A 15,808-nucleotide genomic window follows, 5' to 3' on the forward strand; every position below is an offset into this window, starting at 1 on the left:
ATAGATAACGAAGGGGAACACCATAAAATTAAGAGGTTTAGAGTCATCAAACTCTGAACCTCTTTTTGAAATTCATTCTTTAGCCACTATTTTATAGCACTCACATTAGTCATGCCTTGAATAACTTTCTAAAGGGCATTTTGAGCTCATGTTTTCTTCTAATTTACAAAAAATAAAGTGGGAGAAGTACTATTAAACCAACAAAAAGGAAAACTAATAATCGAATGAATGGATATTTTATTTTCCATTTCACTTTAGTTGACTTCCCTCTATGTACCTCACTTCTAGATGGAAGGTTATAAATAAGTCCACTTGATCGTTCTTGACTAACTTCTTGCAACACACTTTTGTCTTCTTTCATTCTTCGTCGCAAATTCTTCGCTTGGTCATTGTGGCTATGGGATTCTTCCAACTTTCTTCACCTCAGTATACGATATCGAATCATGATTCCTAACACGAGATCAATAATGAAATGGGCAAATATCGTAACCCACAAATTCTCTGTAATTTCGTACATCCATCCAATATAAAAACTGATAGCTATAACCGAAACGAACAATACAGGTTTGTTCAAATAACGAATGTGAACGAGCGCAAATGATATACTAGCAGCCAAATACCCATATTCTGTTTGAATTACCCCACGAAATAATAATTCCTCCGCTAAAGCTACAAAAAATGTCAAACCAACAATCTCTAGAATAGGAAGGCTTCTGAAAACTTTTTCATTAATCCCACCGTCGTCATAAAAACGTTTTGGCATAACCGACATGAGCAATACATCTAAGCCTAGTATAAGAAGAGCTGCTGATCCACCATAATATATAATACCTTCAATGTTCCAAGTGAATAAATCATACCAATCTTTAATGGAGTCAAATAAAAACCAACTACACACTAGAGAAAGGGCTAGAATGATGATTTGAGTGATGTAGAGCTGGGTTACGACTTGACGATCTGTCATTTTTTTTATTAAGTCAGCTTGATTCATTCAGACCCCCCCTGTAAAAAAATCCTTTGGAGTTCTTCTTCCCAATTTAACATCTCGGTTCGCTGATTGAAGTTATTGTTTGTTTCCCATAAATCAAATGCAAAGTCACAGCGATCGCAACAAAAACCAGTAGGTTCTTTTAATGTGGTTTGAAATGAACGATATAAGCTAGACCTTAAACAGTTTTCTGAGTGCACCCAATGTAGGAGTTCCGCTAATTTATTTTGTTTAATCATGGTTCTCTCATGAATAAACCTAAGGATTGAATAATAAGCGTCTTCCCAGCCGCTTTGATGCTTGAGAATATTTTTCCCTTTAATAAGCCCATGCTTCTCAAATTGATAGGATAAAAAGCGCCATTGAACCTCACTAAGTTGTAATGTTTCTTCAATATCCTCTGTTCGTTCCGGGATACACATACCTTTAGAGGATAATGATTGTAAGTAACGCATCGCGTTTGAAACCATCTCTTCAGAAGGTAGTTCTGTCTCTATAAAACGCTTAGGAATTTCGCCATCTCCTGGGCTATAGAGGGTTAAGCTAACACTTTGAAATCCATCTCGCCCTGCCCGACCTATCTCTTGCAAGAAAGATTCAACCTGCGAGGGAATATGAGCATGCACAACTAGTCGTATATTCCCTTTGTTAACACCCATCCCAAAAGCGCTAGTGCAACAAATCACATCTAATTGGTTATTCATAAATTGTTGTTGGATCAGTAAACGATCTACCTGATCCATTCCACCATGATAATAGGCAATCCTTAAATCCTGTACACGTTGACTTAATTCATGTGCCGCTTTTTCAGTCCACTGTCGACTTGAAAAGTAAATCATGGTCGGTACTGAATGTGTATTTAATATATCCGCCAAACGTTGCATCTTCTCTTCCATACCAGTAACATGTTCTACTGAAAATGCAATGTTTTCTCTATCCATGGGATAAATGTGCTTACGCATTTCTGGCCGATTAATTTGTTTCAAAATATCATCTTGGACATGCACAGGAGCAGTAGCACTTAAAGCCAATACGGTTGGTTCTTTTAACTGCTTCAGTGTTTCATCCAACTTTAAATAATCCGTTCGAAACTCATGCCCCCATTGTGAAATACAATGCGCTTCATCCACTACTAGTAACGAAACCGAAACTTTCTCTTTCAAAACCTGTAGGAACTGCTCATTTTGAAGCATCTCTGGTGAACAATAGACTAATTTGTATTGATCAATATGAGTATACACTTGTTGCTTTTGTTGTGGATTCAAAAAGCTGTTTATGGCCACTACGCGCTTCATACCCTGTTGTTTTAACTGCTTCACCTGGTCAACCATTAATGAAATTAAGGGACTTACCACGATTACAGTTCCCTCTAGCACAAGAGCAGGCAATTGATAACACATTGATTTACCAGTACCAGTAGGTAAGATGCCTAAAACATCATTCCCCTTTAGTAAATCTTCGATAATCTCTCTTTGACCTTCTCTAAATTGTTCGTATCCAAAGTTATGATACAGTAGCTTTTCAAGTGTTTCGTGATTCATGATTTGACACTCCTTGTGACGCTGCTAACACAAGCCGAATTTCAAAATAAGAGTAATCTCCACTCAGCTCATCTCGAATTGTTTTCAATCGATTCGTGTTTAATACATTTGCTGTATGGGAAATGTTTTGTGCCGCTTCTTTCGTAACATAGTTATCAATACGAAAATGCGGATTCACTAGAGCAATTTCTACAATATGGTCTTGGATGGTACTCATTTTTAATTTACGAATCCTCGCTATGTTCTCGAGGGAATGGCCTTTCTCAATCCATTCAAACGTTTTTTGAGCAGAATGAGTAAGAGGATAGGTCACTTGAAGGTCTTCACACATTTGAAATAAGTAAGGATAGGTGCTTTGATGATCTAAAACCCTCTGTAACAAATAATGAATAACAGCTTGAAGGGTAATGGTGACATCATGAACAGAAAGATTATAGCGCATAGCCAGCTGATCTTTACTCATTCCATAGCGATGGTAAGAAGACAAACGATAGGTTGTAAATTCAGCAATCCATTCAGGCATCCCTTTTAAAAGACCATACAATTCAGAGTATAAGCGCTGTAAGTATTCACGCAGATTGGATTGTTCATATCGATACTTTACTTTCACCCAGTTCAAAACCTCTTTTCTGTCGTCAACTGGAATAAATTGATGCTGACCTGAAGCGATATTAGAAGCCGTCTGTACGAATACTACTAAACGACCCCAAAATTGCTGATCCATATGCTGATATGTAGTACCATTCAGCCAAGCTAAGGGTGTATGTTCTATTGGTTCTTTGTTAAGAATCTCCATTCCAGCTTCTGTTAATCGAATTTCTCGTTCTTTTGTAGTGATATAATGTAGAGCCTTTAAATTTCTTAACTCTTGCATTAATTCATCTCGAGTGATCGTGCGATATATCCCAAAAAAAGTTGATAGTTGATATGCGTAAACATCTTGGAATGTCTGTGAAGATTTCTTACCTGTTAGCATATGTAAAATTGCTGAAGCACTTCTTTCACCTTGTAATTGTTGAATGCTGTGAAGTAATAAAGTGTTAAACATGGAATCCCCTTTCTCTACCCTTCAGAAAGCTATTTGAAGGGCCACGTCAAGCTTAGGTTGCATAATGAATTCGCCGATTTTTAGTTGAAATGTTAAAAGAAGAGCTTTACAATATGTATTAGGCGAAAATGTTTCCAAATTAGGATACTTATATATGTTATAGAAGATCCATACCAGGGTCTTAAATATTTTAGGAGGGTATGTGACATGGCTAAATATACAATTGTCGACAAAGAAACATGCATAGCATGTGGGGCTTGTGGGGCTGCAGCTCCAGATATTTATGATTACGATGATGAAGGCATTGCATTTGTCATCTTAGATGATAATAAAGGTACTGCGGAGATTCCCGAAGACCTTCATGAAGATATGGAAGATGCTTTCGAAGGTTGTCCTACAGATTCCATTAAAGTTGAAGACGAACCGTTTGACGGCGATGCATTAAAATTCGAATAAACTATCTTCCTAAAAAGATCCCTTCATATTAATGGAGGGATCTTTTTTATATCGGATTTTCCCCTAGCTCAGCCAATTTCTGACGTGCTTCTTTAAGATCAAAGCTGCTAAAGTACCTATAATAATTCCCATCAATTATCCTATAATGTAGACTTAGAACATTTTGTTGTATCATGTATCCATTATGCTCATCTACTGATGTCCACCATACCTTACCACCAAGCGTGCGCTGTTTAGGGCGATTTACAGATTCATGGGCAATCGTCTCTAAAACTTCTAGAGGATCTTCTCCCAATGTATTTTGTATGACTTCACTATCTCGAAATAAAGCAACCATAGCTACTAACGTTGTCCAACTAGCTAATATTCTACCCTTTTCTATTTGGACAAGGGTCTTTTTAGACACACCGAGTATCAAAGACATACGTTCCTGCGTATAGCCCCTTTCGACACGGACAAGCTTAACTTTTGGGGAAAGTTGCTCAACTAAAGAATGTTGGTCCATTTATCATCAGTCCTAACATACGTCGATACCTTTATTTTAACATGTTCTATGCTTTCCTTCCTAGCTAAATGTTGATATAATATAAATCTGCAAGAACATACATACTATTGTCGAATAAGGAGGCATTCATATGGCTGAAAATAAAGTTATTGATGTGTTTATTGAAATTCCAACAGGAAGTCAGAACAAATATGAATTTGATAAGGAAAAAGGTGTATTTAAACTAGACCGCGTCCTTTTCTCTTCTCAATTCTATCCTGCCGAATACGGGTATATTGATGACACGTTAGCACTAGACGGGGACCCGCTTGATGCACTTGTGCTTGTTACAAACCCTACTTTCCCAGGTTGCGTAATTGAATCTCGCGTAATTGGTTTCTTAAACATGATTGATGATGGGGAAGAAGATCAGAAGTTGATCGCAGTTCCTACAGAGGATCCACGCTTCAAGGATGTTCATACACTAGATGATGTACCTCAGCATAAATTAGAAGAAATCTCTCACTTCTTCCAAACGTACAAAGATCTTCAAGGTAAGAAAACGGAGATCGGAGAATACGAAGGTGTAGAAGCAGCTAGCAAGCTAATTGATGAGTGCTTAGCACGTTATGAAGAAAATAAATAATGTAAAAAAGCTCGCCAATTGGCGAGCTTTTTATTTATGGTGAACTCTGCTGTAAAGGCATAGGATTAACACTATATGGAACAGAAATGGGTTTTGTTAAATCATACTTCCCTATCTCCGAATGGGGAAGGTTGTTGAACTTAATTTGAGTAAAGCCAAATTGCTTAGATGTCATTAGAATAGATTCAATCATTGTAAGCATCTGCTGCTCCCCATCAATAGTGTTAGCGACATTAAAATTAACTTCAAGAAACTCACCATCAGGTTTTACGTCTATAATCTCCAATTCTTTTGGAATGGTGCCTTCAATAGTGAATGTTGGCTCATCGACTTTAAGTTCGTTTAATGCTTCTTCTACCGTTAACCCCTGACTGATAGGAATTGAAATAAATAGTTTCGGACCATTTTGTGGAGTATATAACTTGTAGAGAGATTCGCCATAAATGTCAATTTCCTCTAATCCCGTATTGTTACCAAGATTAACTCCTGGTTCACCGTCTGTCTCCAGTTTAATAGTAGTCACATCAAGCGGACTAAACATTTCTTTAAGAGACATTATAAAGATGTTCTCTTGGGTAGAGGATTCAGGAAAATCATAATCCTCAGGGAAATTCACCAATACGACCCCTTCTTCTTCGTTTATATCAAATGAAACAGATGAAAACTGATACTTTCTCACACCCCAAACTTCTTCTTCGAATGCATCAAGAGAATTATACAATTCGTCGATGCTTTTCACTTCTTGTGTTACAGAGAATGTAATTGGAACAACGTATTGACCTTGCAGATCCCCAAACGCTGCAATAGCATGTTGTTCTTTCTCATTATCTTTCACAACTCTTGATATTAGAGAAGATTCCGTAGACATAGCATCACGGAAATTGGCTTCCGTCTTTTCAGATGAAGCACTTTCTTCTTGTGCATTGGTGTTTGATGAACGATCCATCTCATTTTTATTTTGTGCTTTATATTCTGCTTGGTCTCTGCTTACTTCTGCTGATTCATCAGAAGATGAAGTATCATAAGCTTGCTCTTGAGTCATAGAGGGCAAAACAGCGATGAAAAATAGAATCGTTGCAGCTACTGAGGCGAGCCCTATTCCCCATCCAGTAGCCATTTTCTTTCGCTTGGATCGTCTTTGTAATTCTTTATTTCGCTTGTCAGAGATTTTACGATACAGTTCTTCAGAGTTTTGGCGGTCTTCTACATTAGGCATACTTTTCAGGAGATCTTTTATGGAGTCACTACTGTGATTTTTATTTCGTTTCACTTTTGATCCCCTCCTCGTCTTCCTCATTCATATAAGTTTGAAGTGCTTTCATCCCTCTATGTTGAGTGGTTTTCACTTTACTAACAGTCATTCCTAAAACTTCAGCCGTCTCTTGTATGGACATAGACTGAATATACCTCAATATGATCACCGTCTTTTGATCTGTCGTACATCTTTCTAAACAATGGTACATCTTTTGAATTTCTTCATTCTGCAACGCAATTTCTTCAGGGATGGGCTGATCATCTTGTATTAAATGACCCTGCTCCCCCCAGTCAAAGAATTCCATGATCCGATTCCTTTTCCGCTTTTGCTTACGGAAGAAATCGATTGTAACATGACGGGCTATTGAAAACATCCATGTTTTTTCACTACTATCCCCTTTAAATCGATCATAAGAATTCATGACTTTAATATACACTTCTTGAACGAGATCTTCAGCTTGCTCCCGATTCTTTACCATGTAAAATATAAATTGAAAAACATCTTTATGATATTTCTCATAAAGATCTTGAAATACGGAATCCATTCGTCAACCTCCCGTTCATACCATTAGTCGAAAAAATATGTAAAACGTTTCACTCGTTTCATACTATAAATTATTTCCAAGCGTTTGAATAGACCATTTCCTACCAAAATCGAATAATATCTAGTCTATGTTAAATAGTATAGCTTCTATCACAACTCTTCCATATAAGGGACTTATGTGGAAGAGTTAGAGTTGGATATTTCAGCAGGAAAGGGCCGCCTGCGTTTATAAGTGCTTGGGCTTGATCGGGGACTACTCGCTTTCCTGCGGGGAGCTGGGAAGCCTCCTTTTCCCGCGGGAGTCTCGCAGTCCCCGATCAAGCCCTGGCTTTAAAGAGGTGAACGGCCCCGCAATTCGCACCAGTAGGTCCGATGTTACCCTATATGGCATGTTTCGTTCACTCTTGTATGGCAAAGGTGGGCCTGGAAACTGCGAGACTCCCGTGGGCAGAAGAGCCTAGGTGAGACCCCGGAAGACGGCGTGCCGGCTGAGGAGGCTCACCAGCTCCCCACAGGAAAGCGAGTGGTTTCCAGGCCCACCTTACGCTCAACTAAAGCTAACGGAAACATTCTCTCAGCTTCGAGTCTTCATGATTACTAACCTTATCTTGAAAAATTCTAATACAATCAACTACAAAAAACACCCCAATCAGTTCATTGACTGATTGGGGTGTTTAAAAGAATGTATATTTTTGCTTTCATATTGTTTAAACAAACGAGATAATACTGGATATAGTACGATCATGAATACAACATTACCAACAGCGTGATACGTATCAAACGGGAGACTGCTTAGCCAATATGCAAAGAAATGGTTCCCTACTTGACCGTATGTAACTGCCATCATAAATCCAAAGAAATAACCACTTACACCTGCAAATGCAGCATATACATACATCGGAATGACATGCCTATACTTACCTAACCAACCTGCAAGGAGGCCAATTAATGACCAGCTTACTATTTGAGGCAAGGTCCATATTCCCATGCCTAACAACATATTTGATAATATCGTAGTCACCACAGCTAGCACCACAGAATAGAAGGGACCCAACCAAATCCCACAAATAATTATAATCGCTGTGACAGGCTGAACGTTTGGGTAAAAACTGAATAAGAATCTTCCAACTGTGGCAAGTGCAGCAAGCAATGAGATCAATGTTAGTTTATATAAGTTCATCATTATTACTCCCAGCTGTGAAAATCAAATGAAACAGTGTCCCCAGGTTCTAAAGTATATTCCTTTGCTCCGACCATAGCTTCTTCTCCATTAACGGAATAAAACCATGCTTTCTGCTCTCCATCTTTAGGGGCTACACCTTCTATTGAAGTAATGAAGCCACCATTACTTCCCGTCTCTATATTGAAATTTGCTTTCATTACTTCCATTACAGTTGCTCCGTCTTCAATCTCAATTTCTCTTTCAGCTATAGCTTCTTCCCCGTTATTCGTTGTAATTTCCACTGTTACAAGCTGTTCTTGTTGTTCCTGTGTAGATTGATTATTTTCTCCACTATTTGCATCCTCTGTTGACTGACCACAGGCAGCAAGTCCTCCTAATACAAATATAGTCGCCATTAGCATTTTCATCATTTGTTTCATTTCATCCAACCTCTCCATAAAATATGTAGTTGTTTCGTTGCGATACGAAGAGACGGAACGAAGACAGACCTTTTGTAACGAAAAAAGACTCTTCCTTTTAATGGAAGAGTCTTTGAGCATGACGGATCTCGTTTATAAACAATGACAAGATAGGTCTCTCAAACGCTCAATCCTCGAAGCTTTGAAACGGTTAACCATGGCAGGTCTACTGACTTGTGTATCGATCTACTCGAGAGCCTTCCCTTATAATTATATATAAAGTGGCATTTCCCTTTCGTCCACACGTACAGTTGCGAGGACAGTTCTGGATTCCAACCAGATTCCCTATTCAGTTCTCATATGAGAACACCATAGTTAAATTATGAAATTATATTATGTTTGTATCGTAGCATAGTTACTTTAGAAAAGGAAGTACTTATCTCTAGATGGTTTCATAGGAAACAAGATTGTTCGTCATGATTCGAGATCATTTGGAAGCTTGAACAAGAAGGTTGTCCCTTCTCCTTGCTTACTATGAACAGAAATGGATCCTTTATGAGCTTCTACTATATTTTTAGCAATAGCAAGCCCTAATCCAGTTCCTGACTTTCCTCCTTCACTTCTCTTACGTGACTTATCCGCCTTATAGAAACGCTCGAACACAAATGGTAAATCTTCATCTGCTATCCCAATACCTTGGTCGTGAATGGAGAATTGAACATCTTCTTCTTCAATCACCTTTACAAAAACTTGCTTTTCTTGTTCTGTGTGTCGAATAGCATTATCAAGCAAGTTCGTCAGTACCTGTTCAATACGGTCGTAGTCTAAATACACTTGCTTCAAGTCATCATCTACTTCTACATGAATCGTGATATTCTTTTCATTCGCTAATCCTGAGAATTTCTTCACGATTCGTTCAATATACTCATGGATATTAACGAACTCTCGATTTAGTTGAATGTGCCCGGCTTCCATTCGTGCAAGATCTAGTAATTCATTGACAAGCCTTCCAATCCTGAGAGACTCGTCATAAATGATTTTAGCTAATTCATTTTTATCTTCTTTGGATTCAGCAATATCATCTACAATGGCTTCACTATAGCCTTGCAACATAGAAATAGGCGTTCTCAACTCATGAGAAACATTTGCAATAAAGTCTTTACGAAGTTTATCCAATCTTCGTTCTTCTGTCATGTCCCGAATAACCGCTACTGCCCCTCTCACATACGTTTTATCGTATAGAGGAGTCATGATCACTACGAAACTACGCCCTTGAACCACTAGCTCTGTCATAATTTCTTTCTCTTGCGTAATAACTTCTTGAAGCATATCCTGTAATTCACCTGGCAAGAGATCGTGATTGGGCAATCCATTTTCATGTTCATAGAACCAAGCATCTATAAACTGATCAGCAGGAGGATTAGTGACTAGCATATGCCCTTTTCGGTTTAGAGTAATAACACCATCAGCCATAGACCGAAGAATACCTGATAACTGCTCTTTCTCTTGATTTAATGCATTTATATGAAACTTCAACTGTCTCCCCATGCGATTAAATGCCATGGCCAGTTCACCAATTTCATCATGGGTCAAGATAGGAACTTTTGTGTTAAATTCACCTCGAGCTAATTCGAATGCACCTTCTCTCATTTTTATAAGAGGAGATGTAATTCGTGTCGATAAGAAAAACGCGAAAATCGTTGTTAAAATAATCGCTATCCCTGCCCCTAAGAATATGATCTTCGTCGTTTGAGACGTTGTTTGTTCAACAAAAGCAAGGGATTGATATACGAAAATACCTGAACCACGTTCTGCAAGAGGGATCCCTACGATCATTACATGTGTGTCTGTTTCAGGGATAATATCTTCTTTCATGACCGTTTCTTTTGAATCAAACACGGTCGATAATGACTCATCTTGGTACAACCACTCCATCGGGACAACTGGTACATCCTCTTTATATGTGGGGGAAATCCAATGATCTTCTTCATCAAACGCTACTACAATCCTGCTTGAAGGATCAATAATTTTCTCAGCTATGGAAAGGGCTAATGATCGCTCTTCATACTCATCAAGAATATCTTCAACCTTTTCAGCAGTTTGCATTAATTCCTTTTCAGCTTGATAAATATGGTAACTTTCAAAGAATTCAAGTAATAATACCGTTAATATAAATAATACAAATGATACTAAAAGTAGTATGGTAAACCATAACTTACCTACTACACTTCGCCAGAACATTAGTCACCAACTACCTCAAATTTATATCCTACGCCCCATACTGTTACAATCATCTTGGCAGCGTCTTTCGATACTTTACTTAGCTTCTCACGGAGACGTTTCACATGTGTATCGACTGTACGCAAATCTCCGAAGAATTCGTATTGCCAAACTTCCTTTAAAAGTTGCTCACGGTCAAAGACTTTATCAGGAGCTTGGGCAAGGAAAAGAAGAAGTTCATACTCTTTAGGTGTTAAGCTAACATCCTTCCCATCAGCTTTTACCCTATGTGCATCATTATCAATTGTTAAATGATCAAACACCAACACATCCCTAGCCCCTGTTTCTGTTTGCAAGAATTTGGTGGATGAGGAGCGCCTTAGTAAAGCTTTAACCCGAAGCACCACTTCTCTTGGACTAAAAGGTTTTACGATATAATCATCGGTCCCCGCTTCAAAGCCTTGGACACGATTCGACTCTTCCCCTTTGGCCGTCAACATAATAATTGGAGTTGCCTTTTTTTCTCTTATGTCCTGGCACACTTCAATCCCATCTTTTCCTGGCATCATTAAATCCAAAAGAATGAGATCAAAATCGTCACCAATAGCAAGTTCTAGAGCCTCTTCCCCGTCTTCAGCTTCTACAACTTCGTAATTTTCTCTCTCTAAGTACATGCGGATTAACCGACGAATACGTTCTTCATCATCTACTACTAAAATCTTTCCACCCTGGTCCATATTCCTATCTCCCTTCTTTTTGTGCAACAAAGGCTACAAATCTTAAGATTAGCAGCCTTTGTAATGTATTACGCGTATGAATGTAGTCCTGCTAACACTAGGTTAACAGCTATTAAGTTAAACATGATTATGGCAAATCCAATGACGGCTAGCCATGCAGACTTCTCCCCATGCCATCCAGCACCTAAACGCAAGTGTAAAAAGACAGCATAGAACAACCAAGTAATGAGAGCCCAAACTTCTTTCGGGTCCCATCCCCAAAAACGGTTCCATGCTATTTGTGCCCAAATCATTGCAAAAATCAGTCCACCAAGTGTGAAGACTGGGAATCCAATTGCCACTGCACGATAAGAAACTTCATCTACTAAAGAAGGCTTCACCCGAGACAATTTGGGTTGAATCGCTGCAGCAACTCGCTTTCTTAATATAAGACGAGCTAACACGTATAAGACAAGACCTACTAGAAGGGACCAAATCATTGTATTTAACTTTCTTGCGGCCTTTTCGCCTTGCATCCATGAAGGAGCTTCTAATAATGGTCCAGTGGCACCCTCAGTTTGCAACGTGCCATCTGTTGGGCCAACAATAGGAAGCAATGTATAATCAACTGTACTAGCTTCCATTGCCTCTCCTTCTGCAGGAACTTCAAAGGTAACTTCATAACCACCTAAGCGGAATCCGCTTGTGATAACAATAAATCCAATGACGGCAAAAAGAGTGTAAATAATAAACTCTAACCATGCGTTCTTTTTAGTTCTTTCAGTTTGATCTAACGTTTTAATTAAGTATAAGAGACCCGCGCCAAAACTGACAGCTAGTATTGCTTGACCAAGAGAAACAGTAGACACATGAATATACAGCCAATGTGTATTTAGCGCTGGAATTAATGGTGAGATCTCACTAGGAAACATACTCGCATAGGCAATAATTAATAAAGCAATCGGTAATACGAAAAGCCCTAGTACATTTAATCGGTATATAAAGTATATAACGATGAAAGCCAGCACAAGCATCATACCAAAGAAAGTCGTATATTCAAATAAATTACTTAGAGGGGCATGTTGGCTAGCAATCCAACGGGTTATAAAATAGCCTACTTGTGCTACAAATCCAATAATGGTAATGGTAATACCAATCTTACCAGCCTTAGACTCTTTCTGTTGAGCATCTTTCTCACGTATCGTACCTCCGAAGAAGAAAGTAGCGATTAAATAAAGAAAGAAGGATGCATAGAGTAAATTACTACTAATTGTGCTTAATTCCAACTTTATTCCTCCTTACCCTTCAAAATATTTCATGGGTTTACTCTTTTAACTCCTGTTGGTCTTCTGGTGGTTCCACACTAGTTCCATCTAATGCTTTCTCTAAGTCTTTCTTAAGACCAAACCAGTTCTTATTTGTGTGACCCGCAACCCAAAATCCTTGTTCTTTAGGTTGAATCCATATGCGTCTGTGGTTCCAATACATTCCTTGTATAACCCCAATCATAAAGATGGCGCCACCAATACCTAAAAATGGCAGTGTATAGTCTTTGCGAATGGTTAATCCTGTCACATCTCGCATTTCTAAATCGGTAATACCAATTTTATATTGATTCTCTCCACTAGGATCTAAATTGGAGCCAATCGCCAAAAAGTTTACTTCAGGCTCTTCTTGCCCTGGTGGATAGACATGGAACACGAACGCAGGATCTTTCGGGTATTTGGAGAAAGAGCTTGGAACCCCATCTTTCATTTCAAATTCAGGGTAGTAATCATAAAGCTCAATTCGATATCCATTATCTAATGTATATTCAGATTTTGGATCAACTAGGTTAACTGTAAACTCACCGATTGACTGTTCATCGGCATCGCTTCTTTCATGAAGCTTAAATGTCATTGTCTTGAATTCATTTAGCTGATAGGTTGTCTGATAAATAGCGAAACCATCAATTTTCAAAGGTTCATTTACACGAATCTCTCCTTCTTTTACTTGCTTCAGTTCAGGATCTACACCTGGAAGAGATTCATCTGTTCTTTGATAAAGAACCGCATTCGTTTGATAGTTTTTTGGTACAGAACCACCTTGTTTTTCGATTGATTCTTTGTAACGTTCATCATTTTCATCATACATTTCGACAATGAAATCTTCATTCTTGATGTAATATTCCCCTTCAGTTCCTTCTAGCATTTTTGTTTCGCCTTCACGCACCCATACGTTGGCATCTACATACATAGATGGAACAAATCGCAATAAAGCACCTAAGAGGAAGATAATTAACCCTATATGATTCACATAAGGGCCCCAACGTGAGAAGCGCCCTTTCTCCGCAAGAACATGACCATTTTCTTGAATTACTTTATATCTACGTTCTTTTAATTGATCAATAACTCTATGGTAATCCTGTTCAGAAGCATATTCAGCTTGGCCAAATAGACGCTGTCTCTTCATAAATGTCTCATGACGTTTTGGCTTTTGTTTCTTTAATGACCGGTATAAAGGAACGACACGATCAATACTTGCTATAACTAAAGAGACTCCAATTGAAGCGATTAAAATCATATACCACCAAGAACCATATAAATCATGAAATCCAAGTTGATAATAAATTTGTCCTGCCATTCCATAGTTCTCTTCATAGTATTGTTCAGCTGGTAATGGAGATTGATTATTCATTTCCTGTGGAAAGATCGTTCCTAATGAAGAAGCGATTAATGTAACAGCAATTAACCAAACCCCAACCTTCACAGAAGAAAAGAAATTCCAAATTTTATCAACTATTGTTTTATTATATGTTTTAGAACGTCTTGCACTTCCATCGTATCGCATGTTCAATAGTTTGTTTTCATTGTTCCCATCAATATGCTGATTCTCTTCAACTGGCTTCCCACAAGCTTCACAAAGAACGGTCCCCTCCGGGTTAACATGACCGCACTCACATTTAATTTTGTTCATGTAAAAACCTCTCTATCCCTTGGCTCGTTTAAGACTCAGGTGTGATGTCTTTTAAATACCCTTCCAGACGATCAAGCGTTAATGGTCCAATAATTTTCTTTTCAATTGTACCGTCTGGGTTAATAAAATAACTAGCCGGTAAGTAACCTACCCCATATTCCCCCATGACTTGGCCTTTTTGATCATGAACAATTGGGAATGATATGCCATATTCTTTAAGAAAACGTGTAACGACAAGTTCGCTCTGGTCAAGGTTGACTGCCAGAATTTCTACGTCTTTATCCTTGTATTTCTTATATAACTCTTCCATATAAGGCATTTCATCTTTGCAAGGTTCACAGTATGTAGCCCAAAAGTTCACCATTACACCCTTACCTTCAAAGTCTGATAAGGCCAGAGTGTCTTTCTCATAATTAACCGTTTTCAATTTAAAATTAGGGGCCGTGTCCCCTTCTTTTAAAGCAGCCTTCTCGCCATCTGTAAAGGAGGAATAGAGCGCAAACCCAACGGCAACCGCTAAAATAGCTAAAACTACACTTCTAAAAATAAACCTTTTTTTCTTCTTATTCGCCATGTTTGTCACTCCTCCCGCACATTATACCATTTTCCATAGTGGTAAACTTTGAAAATTTAGTTACAATTTTATTCAGATGCCTTTTTCAGTAATTTCACTTCATGTGGAGTCATTTCACGACATTCCCCTGGCTGTAGGCCTTCAGTCGATAAGAAACCGTAGCGCTCGCGCTTCAACTTATCTACAGGATAACCTAACGCATCAAACATTCGACGTATTTGTCGGTTCTTCCCTTCATGTAGTACCATTTGAATAATGGATGTATTCTTCTTGCGGTCACTAGACAACATTTTAGTATGAATAGCTTTCAAATGTTCACCATCTGATTTGATCCCTTTTTTCATGCTTTGCAATTCTTCTTTAGTAGGTATACCTTTTATCTTTGCTACATATACTTTATCGATTTGGTGTTTCGGGTGCATGAGTGACTGAGCAAAGGATCCATCGTTTGTTAAAATGATTAAACCTGACGTATCGTAATCAAGGCGCCCTACTGGATAAACACGTTCATTAACCTCTGGTAAAAAGTCAGTCACAACTTTTCGGTCTTTATCATCACTAACACTTGAGATAACCCCCCTAGGTTTATACAACAAGTAATAGACAGGAACTTCTTTTTCAAGAGGTACCCCATCTACTTCAACAGTGTCATTTGGGCCAACTTTAGTTCCAAGCTCATTTACAACCTTCCCATTCACCTTCACTCTTCCATCAACAATATAAACTTCCGCTTTTCTTCTGGACGTTACTCCACTTTTCGCGATTACCTTTTGCAATCTTTCCTGATGATTTGCCATTTCC

The 15,808-nt window shown here is 38.4% G+C and carries 17 protein-coding genes and 1 riboswitch; of the genes, 2 read left to right on the top strand and 15 right to left on the bottom strand.

The annotated features are described in order from the left end of the window. Window positions 1-163: 163 nt before the first annotated feature. The 4 genes from IEW76_RS01900 to IEW76_RS01915 are packed head-to-tail and all read right to left on the bottom strand — an operon-like array spanning window position 164 to window position 3,577. Window positions 164-412, bottom strand: a complete 249-nt coding sequence (locus tag IEW76_RS01900) for a hypothetical protein (RefSeq protein WP_188650354.1) — start codon at window positions 410-412, stop codon at window positions 164-166. Between the two features lie 6 nt (window positions 413-418). Continuing rightward, on the bottom strand, window positions 419-991 hold the full coding sequence (locus IEW76_RS01905; protein WP_188650356.1) for a CPBP family intramembrane glutamic endopeptidase: 573 nt from the start codon (window positions 989-991) through the stop codon (window positions 419-421). Continuing rightward, window positions 988-2,529 (bottom strand): RecQ family ATP-dependent DNA helicase, encoded by a 1,542-nt coding sequence (locus IEW76_RS01910; protein WP_188650358.1) that lies wholly within the window; start codon window positions 2,527-2,529, stop codon window positions 988-990. Before IEW76_RS01910 ends, IEW76_RS01905 begins: the two co-directional genes overlap by 4 nt. Beyond that, complete coding sequence (locus IEW76_RS01915; protein WP_188650360.1) at window positions 2,510-3,577, bottom strand: YpbB family protein; 1,068 nt, start codon at window positions 3,575-3,577, stop codon at window positions 2,510-2,512. The genes IEW76_RS01910 and IEW76_RS01915 overlap by 20 nt, the downstream gene beginning before the upstream one ends. 207 nt (window positions 3,578-3,784) lie before the next feature. On the opposite strand from IEW76_RS01915, the gene IEW76_RS01920 reads away from it, so the two are divergent. Further along, window positions 3,785-4,033 (top strand): ferredoxin, encoded by a 249-nt coding sequence (locus IEW76_RS01920; RefSeq protein ID WP_036779494.1) that lies wholly within the window; start codon window positions 3,785-3,787, stop codon window positions 4,031-4,033. A gap of 46 nt (window positions 4,034-4,079) precedes the next feature. Here IEW76_RS01920 and IEW76_RS01925 read toward each other — a convergent pair whose 3' ends face one another. Next, the gene (locus tag IEW76_RS01925) at window positions 4,080-4,538 is read right to left on the bottom strand and encodes a helix-turn-helix transcriptional regulator (protein ID WP_188650362.1); all 459 of its coding nucleotides are present in this window, start codon (window positions 4,536-4,538) and stop codon (window positions 4,080-4,082) included. Window positions 4,539-4,668: 130 nt separating this feature from the next. Here IEW76_RS01925 and IEW76_RS01930 point away from each other — a divergent pair, with 130 nt between their 5' ends. Further along, window positions 4,669-5,163, top strand: coding sequence for an inorganic diphosphatase (locus tag IEW76_RS01930; RefSeq protein ID WP_188650364.1), 495 nt, complete (start codon window positions 4,669-4,671; stop codon window positions 5,161-5,163). A 34-nt stretch (window positions 5,164-5,197) separates the two neighbouring features. Here the strand turns inward: IEW76_RS01930 and IEW76_RS01935 are convergent, their stop codons facing one another. The 10 genes from IEW76_RS01935 to IEW76_RS01980 form a co-directional block, all read right to left on the bottom strand. Next, on the bottom strand, window positions 5,198-6,433 hold the full coding sequence (locus IEW76_RS01935; RefSeq protein WP_188650366.1) for an RsiX family anti-sigma factor: 1,236 nt from the start codon (window positions 6,431-6,433) through the stop codon (window positions 5,198-5,200). After that, window positions 6,420-6,962 carry an RNA polymerase sigma factor SigX gene (gene sigX / locus IEW76_RS01940; protein WP_188650368.1) on the bottom strand — a complete coding sequence of 181 codons (543 nt, stop codon included), beginning with the start codon at window positions 6,960-6,962 and terminating at the stop codon, window positions 6,420-6,422. The genes IEW76_RS01935 and sigX overlap by 14 nt, the downstream gene beginning before the upstream one ends. Before the next feature lie 648 nt (window positions 6,963-7,610). Further along, window positions 7,611-8,144: an ECF transporter S component gene (locus IEW76_RS01945; protein WP_308422026.1), complete on the bottom strand. Its 534-nt coding sequence runs from the start codon at window positions 8,142-8,144 to the stop codon at window positions 7,611-7,613. Between the two features lie 2 nt (window positions 8,145-8,146). Beyond that, complete coding sequence (locus tag IEW76_RS01950) at window positions 8,147-8,563, bottom strand: DUF4430 domain-containing protein (protein ID WP_188650370.1); 417 nt, start codon at window positions 8,561-8,563, stop codon at window positions 8,147-8,149. A 181-nt stretch (window positions 8,564-8,744) separates the two neighbouring features. After that, a riboswitch (cobalamin riboswitch) is annotated at window positions 8,745-8,931 on the bottom strand. An 85-nt stretch (window positions 8,932-9,016) separates the two neighbouring features. Next, window positions 9,017-10,783, bottom strand: a complete 1,767-nt coding sequence (locus IEW76_RS01955; protein WP_188650372.1) for an ATP-binding protein — start codon at window positions 10,781-10,783, stop codon at window positions 9,017-9,019. After that, window positions 10,783-11,499: a response regulator gene (locus IEW76_RS01960; RefSeq protein ID WP_188650374.1), complete on the bottom strand. Its 717-nt coding sequence runs from the start codon at window positions 11,497-11,499 to the stop codon at window positions 10,783-10,785. The genes IEW76_RS01955 and IEW76_RS01960 overlap by 1 nt, the downstream gene beginning before the upstream one ends. A 68-nt stretch (window positions 11,500-11,567) precedes the next feature. Next, entirely contained in the window at window positions 11,568-12,764 is a 1,197-nt protein-coding gene (gene ccsB / locus IEW76_RS01965) for a c-type cytochrome biogenesis protein CcsB (RefSeq protein WP_188650376.1), read from the bottom strand. 37 nt (window positions 12,765-12,801) lie between these two features. Then, complete coding sequence (resB, locus tag IEW76_RS01970; protein WP_188650378.1) at window positions 12,802-14,433, bottom strand: cytochrome c biogenesis protein ResB; 1,632 nt, start codon at window positions 14,431-14,433, stop codon at window positions 12,802-12,804. Between the two features lie 28 nt (window positions 14,434-14,461). Then, a complete protein-coding gene (gene resA, locus IEW76_RS01975; protein WP_188650380.1) occupies window positions 14,462-15,007 on the bottom strand; it encodes a thiol-disulfide oxidoreductase ResA in 546 nt (181 codons plus the stop codon). A gap of 68 nt (window positions 15,008-15,075) precedes the next feature. Continuing rightward, complete coding sequence (locus tag IEW76_RS01980) at window positions 15,076-15,804, bottom strand: pseudouridine synthase (RefSeq protein ID WP_188650382.1); 729 nt, start codon at window positions 15,802-15,804, stop codon at window positions 15,076-15,078. Window positions 15,805-15,808: the final 4 nt, after the last annotated feature.

It is taken from the genome of Pontibacillus salipaludis, from assembly GCF_014642405.1.
GTDB classification, from domain to species: domain Bacteria; phylum Bacillota; class Bacilli; order Bacillales; family BH030062; genus Pontibacillus; species Pontibacillus salipaludis.

Excerpts from the sequence above, each read along its gene's own strand:
- IEW76_RS01905 (WP_188650356.1), bottom strand. The coding sequence starts at position 991 with ATGAATCAAGCTGACTTAATAAAAAAAATGACAGATCGTCAAGTCGTA.
- IEW76_RS01910 (WP_188650358.1), bottom strand. The coding sequence starts at position 2,529 with ATGAATCACGAAACACTTGAAAAGCTACTGTATCATAACTTTGGATAC.
- IEW76_RS01915 (WP_188650360.1), bottom strand. The coding sequence starts at position 3,577 with ATGTTTAACACTTTATTACTTCACAGCATTCAACAATTACAAGGTGAA.
- IEW76_RS01920 (WP_036779494.1), top strand. The coding sequence starts at position 3,785 with ATGGCTAAATATACAATTGTCGACAAAGAAACATGCATAGCATGTGGG.
- IEW76_RS01925 (WP_188650362.1), bottom strand. The coding sequence starts at position 4,538 with ATGGACCAACATTCTTTAGTTGAGCAACTTTCCCCAAAAGTTAAGCTT.
- IEW76_RS01930 (WP_188650364.1), top strand. The coding sequence starts at position 4,669 with ATGGCTGAAAATAAAGTTATTGATGTGTTTATTGAAATTCCAACAGGA.
- sigX (WP_188650368.1), bottom strand. The coding sequence starts at position 6,962 with ATGGATTCCGTATTTCAAGATCTTTATGAGAAATATCATAAAGATGTT.
- IEW76_RS01945 (WP_308422026.1), bottom strand. The coding sequence starts at position 8,144 with ATGATGAACTTATATAAACTAACATTGATCTCATTGCTTGCTGCACTT.
- IEW76_RS01950 (WP_188650370.1), bottom strand. The coding sequence starts at position 8,563 with ATGAAACAAATGATGAAAATGCTAATGGCGACTATATTTGTATTAGGA.
- IEW76_RS01955 (WP_188650372.1), bottom strand. The coding sequence starts at position 10,783 with ATGTTCTGGCGAAGTGTAGTAGGTAAGTTATGGTTTACCATACTACTT.
- IEW76_RS01960 (WP_188650374.1), bottom strand. The coding sequence starts at position 11,499 with ATGGACCAGGGTGGAAAGATTTTAGTAGTAGATGATGAAGAACGTATT.
- resB (WP_188650378.1), bottom strand. The coding sequence starts at position 14,433 with ATGAACAAAATTAAATGTGAGTGCGGTCATGTTAACCCGGAGGGGACC.
- resA (WP_188650380.1), bottom strand. The coding sequence starts at position 15,007 with ATGGCGAATAAGAAGAAAAAAAGGTTTATTTTTAGAAGTGTAGTTTTA.
- IEW76_RS01980 (WP_188650382.1), bottom strand. The coding sequence starts at position 15,804 with ATGGCAAATCATCAGGAAAGATTGCAAAAGGTAATCGCGAAAAGTGGA.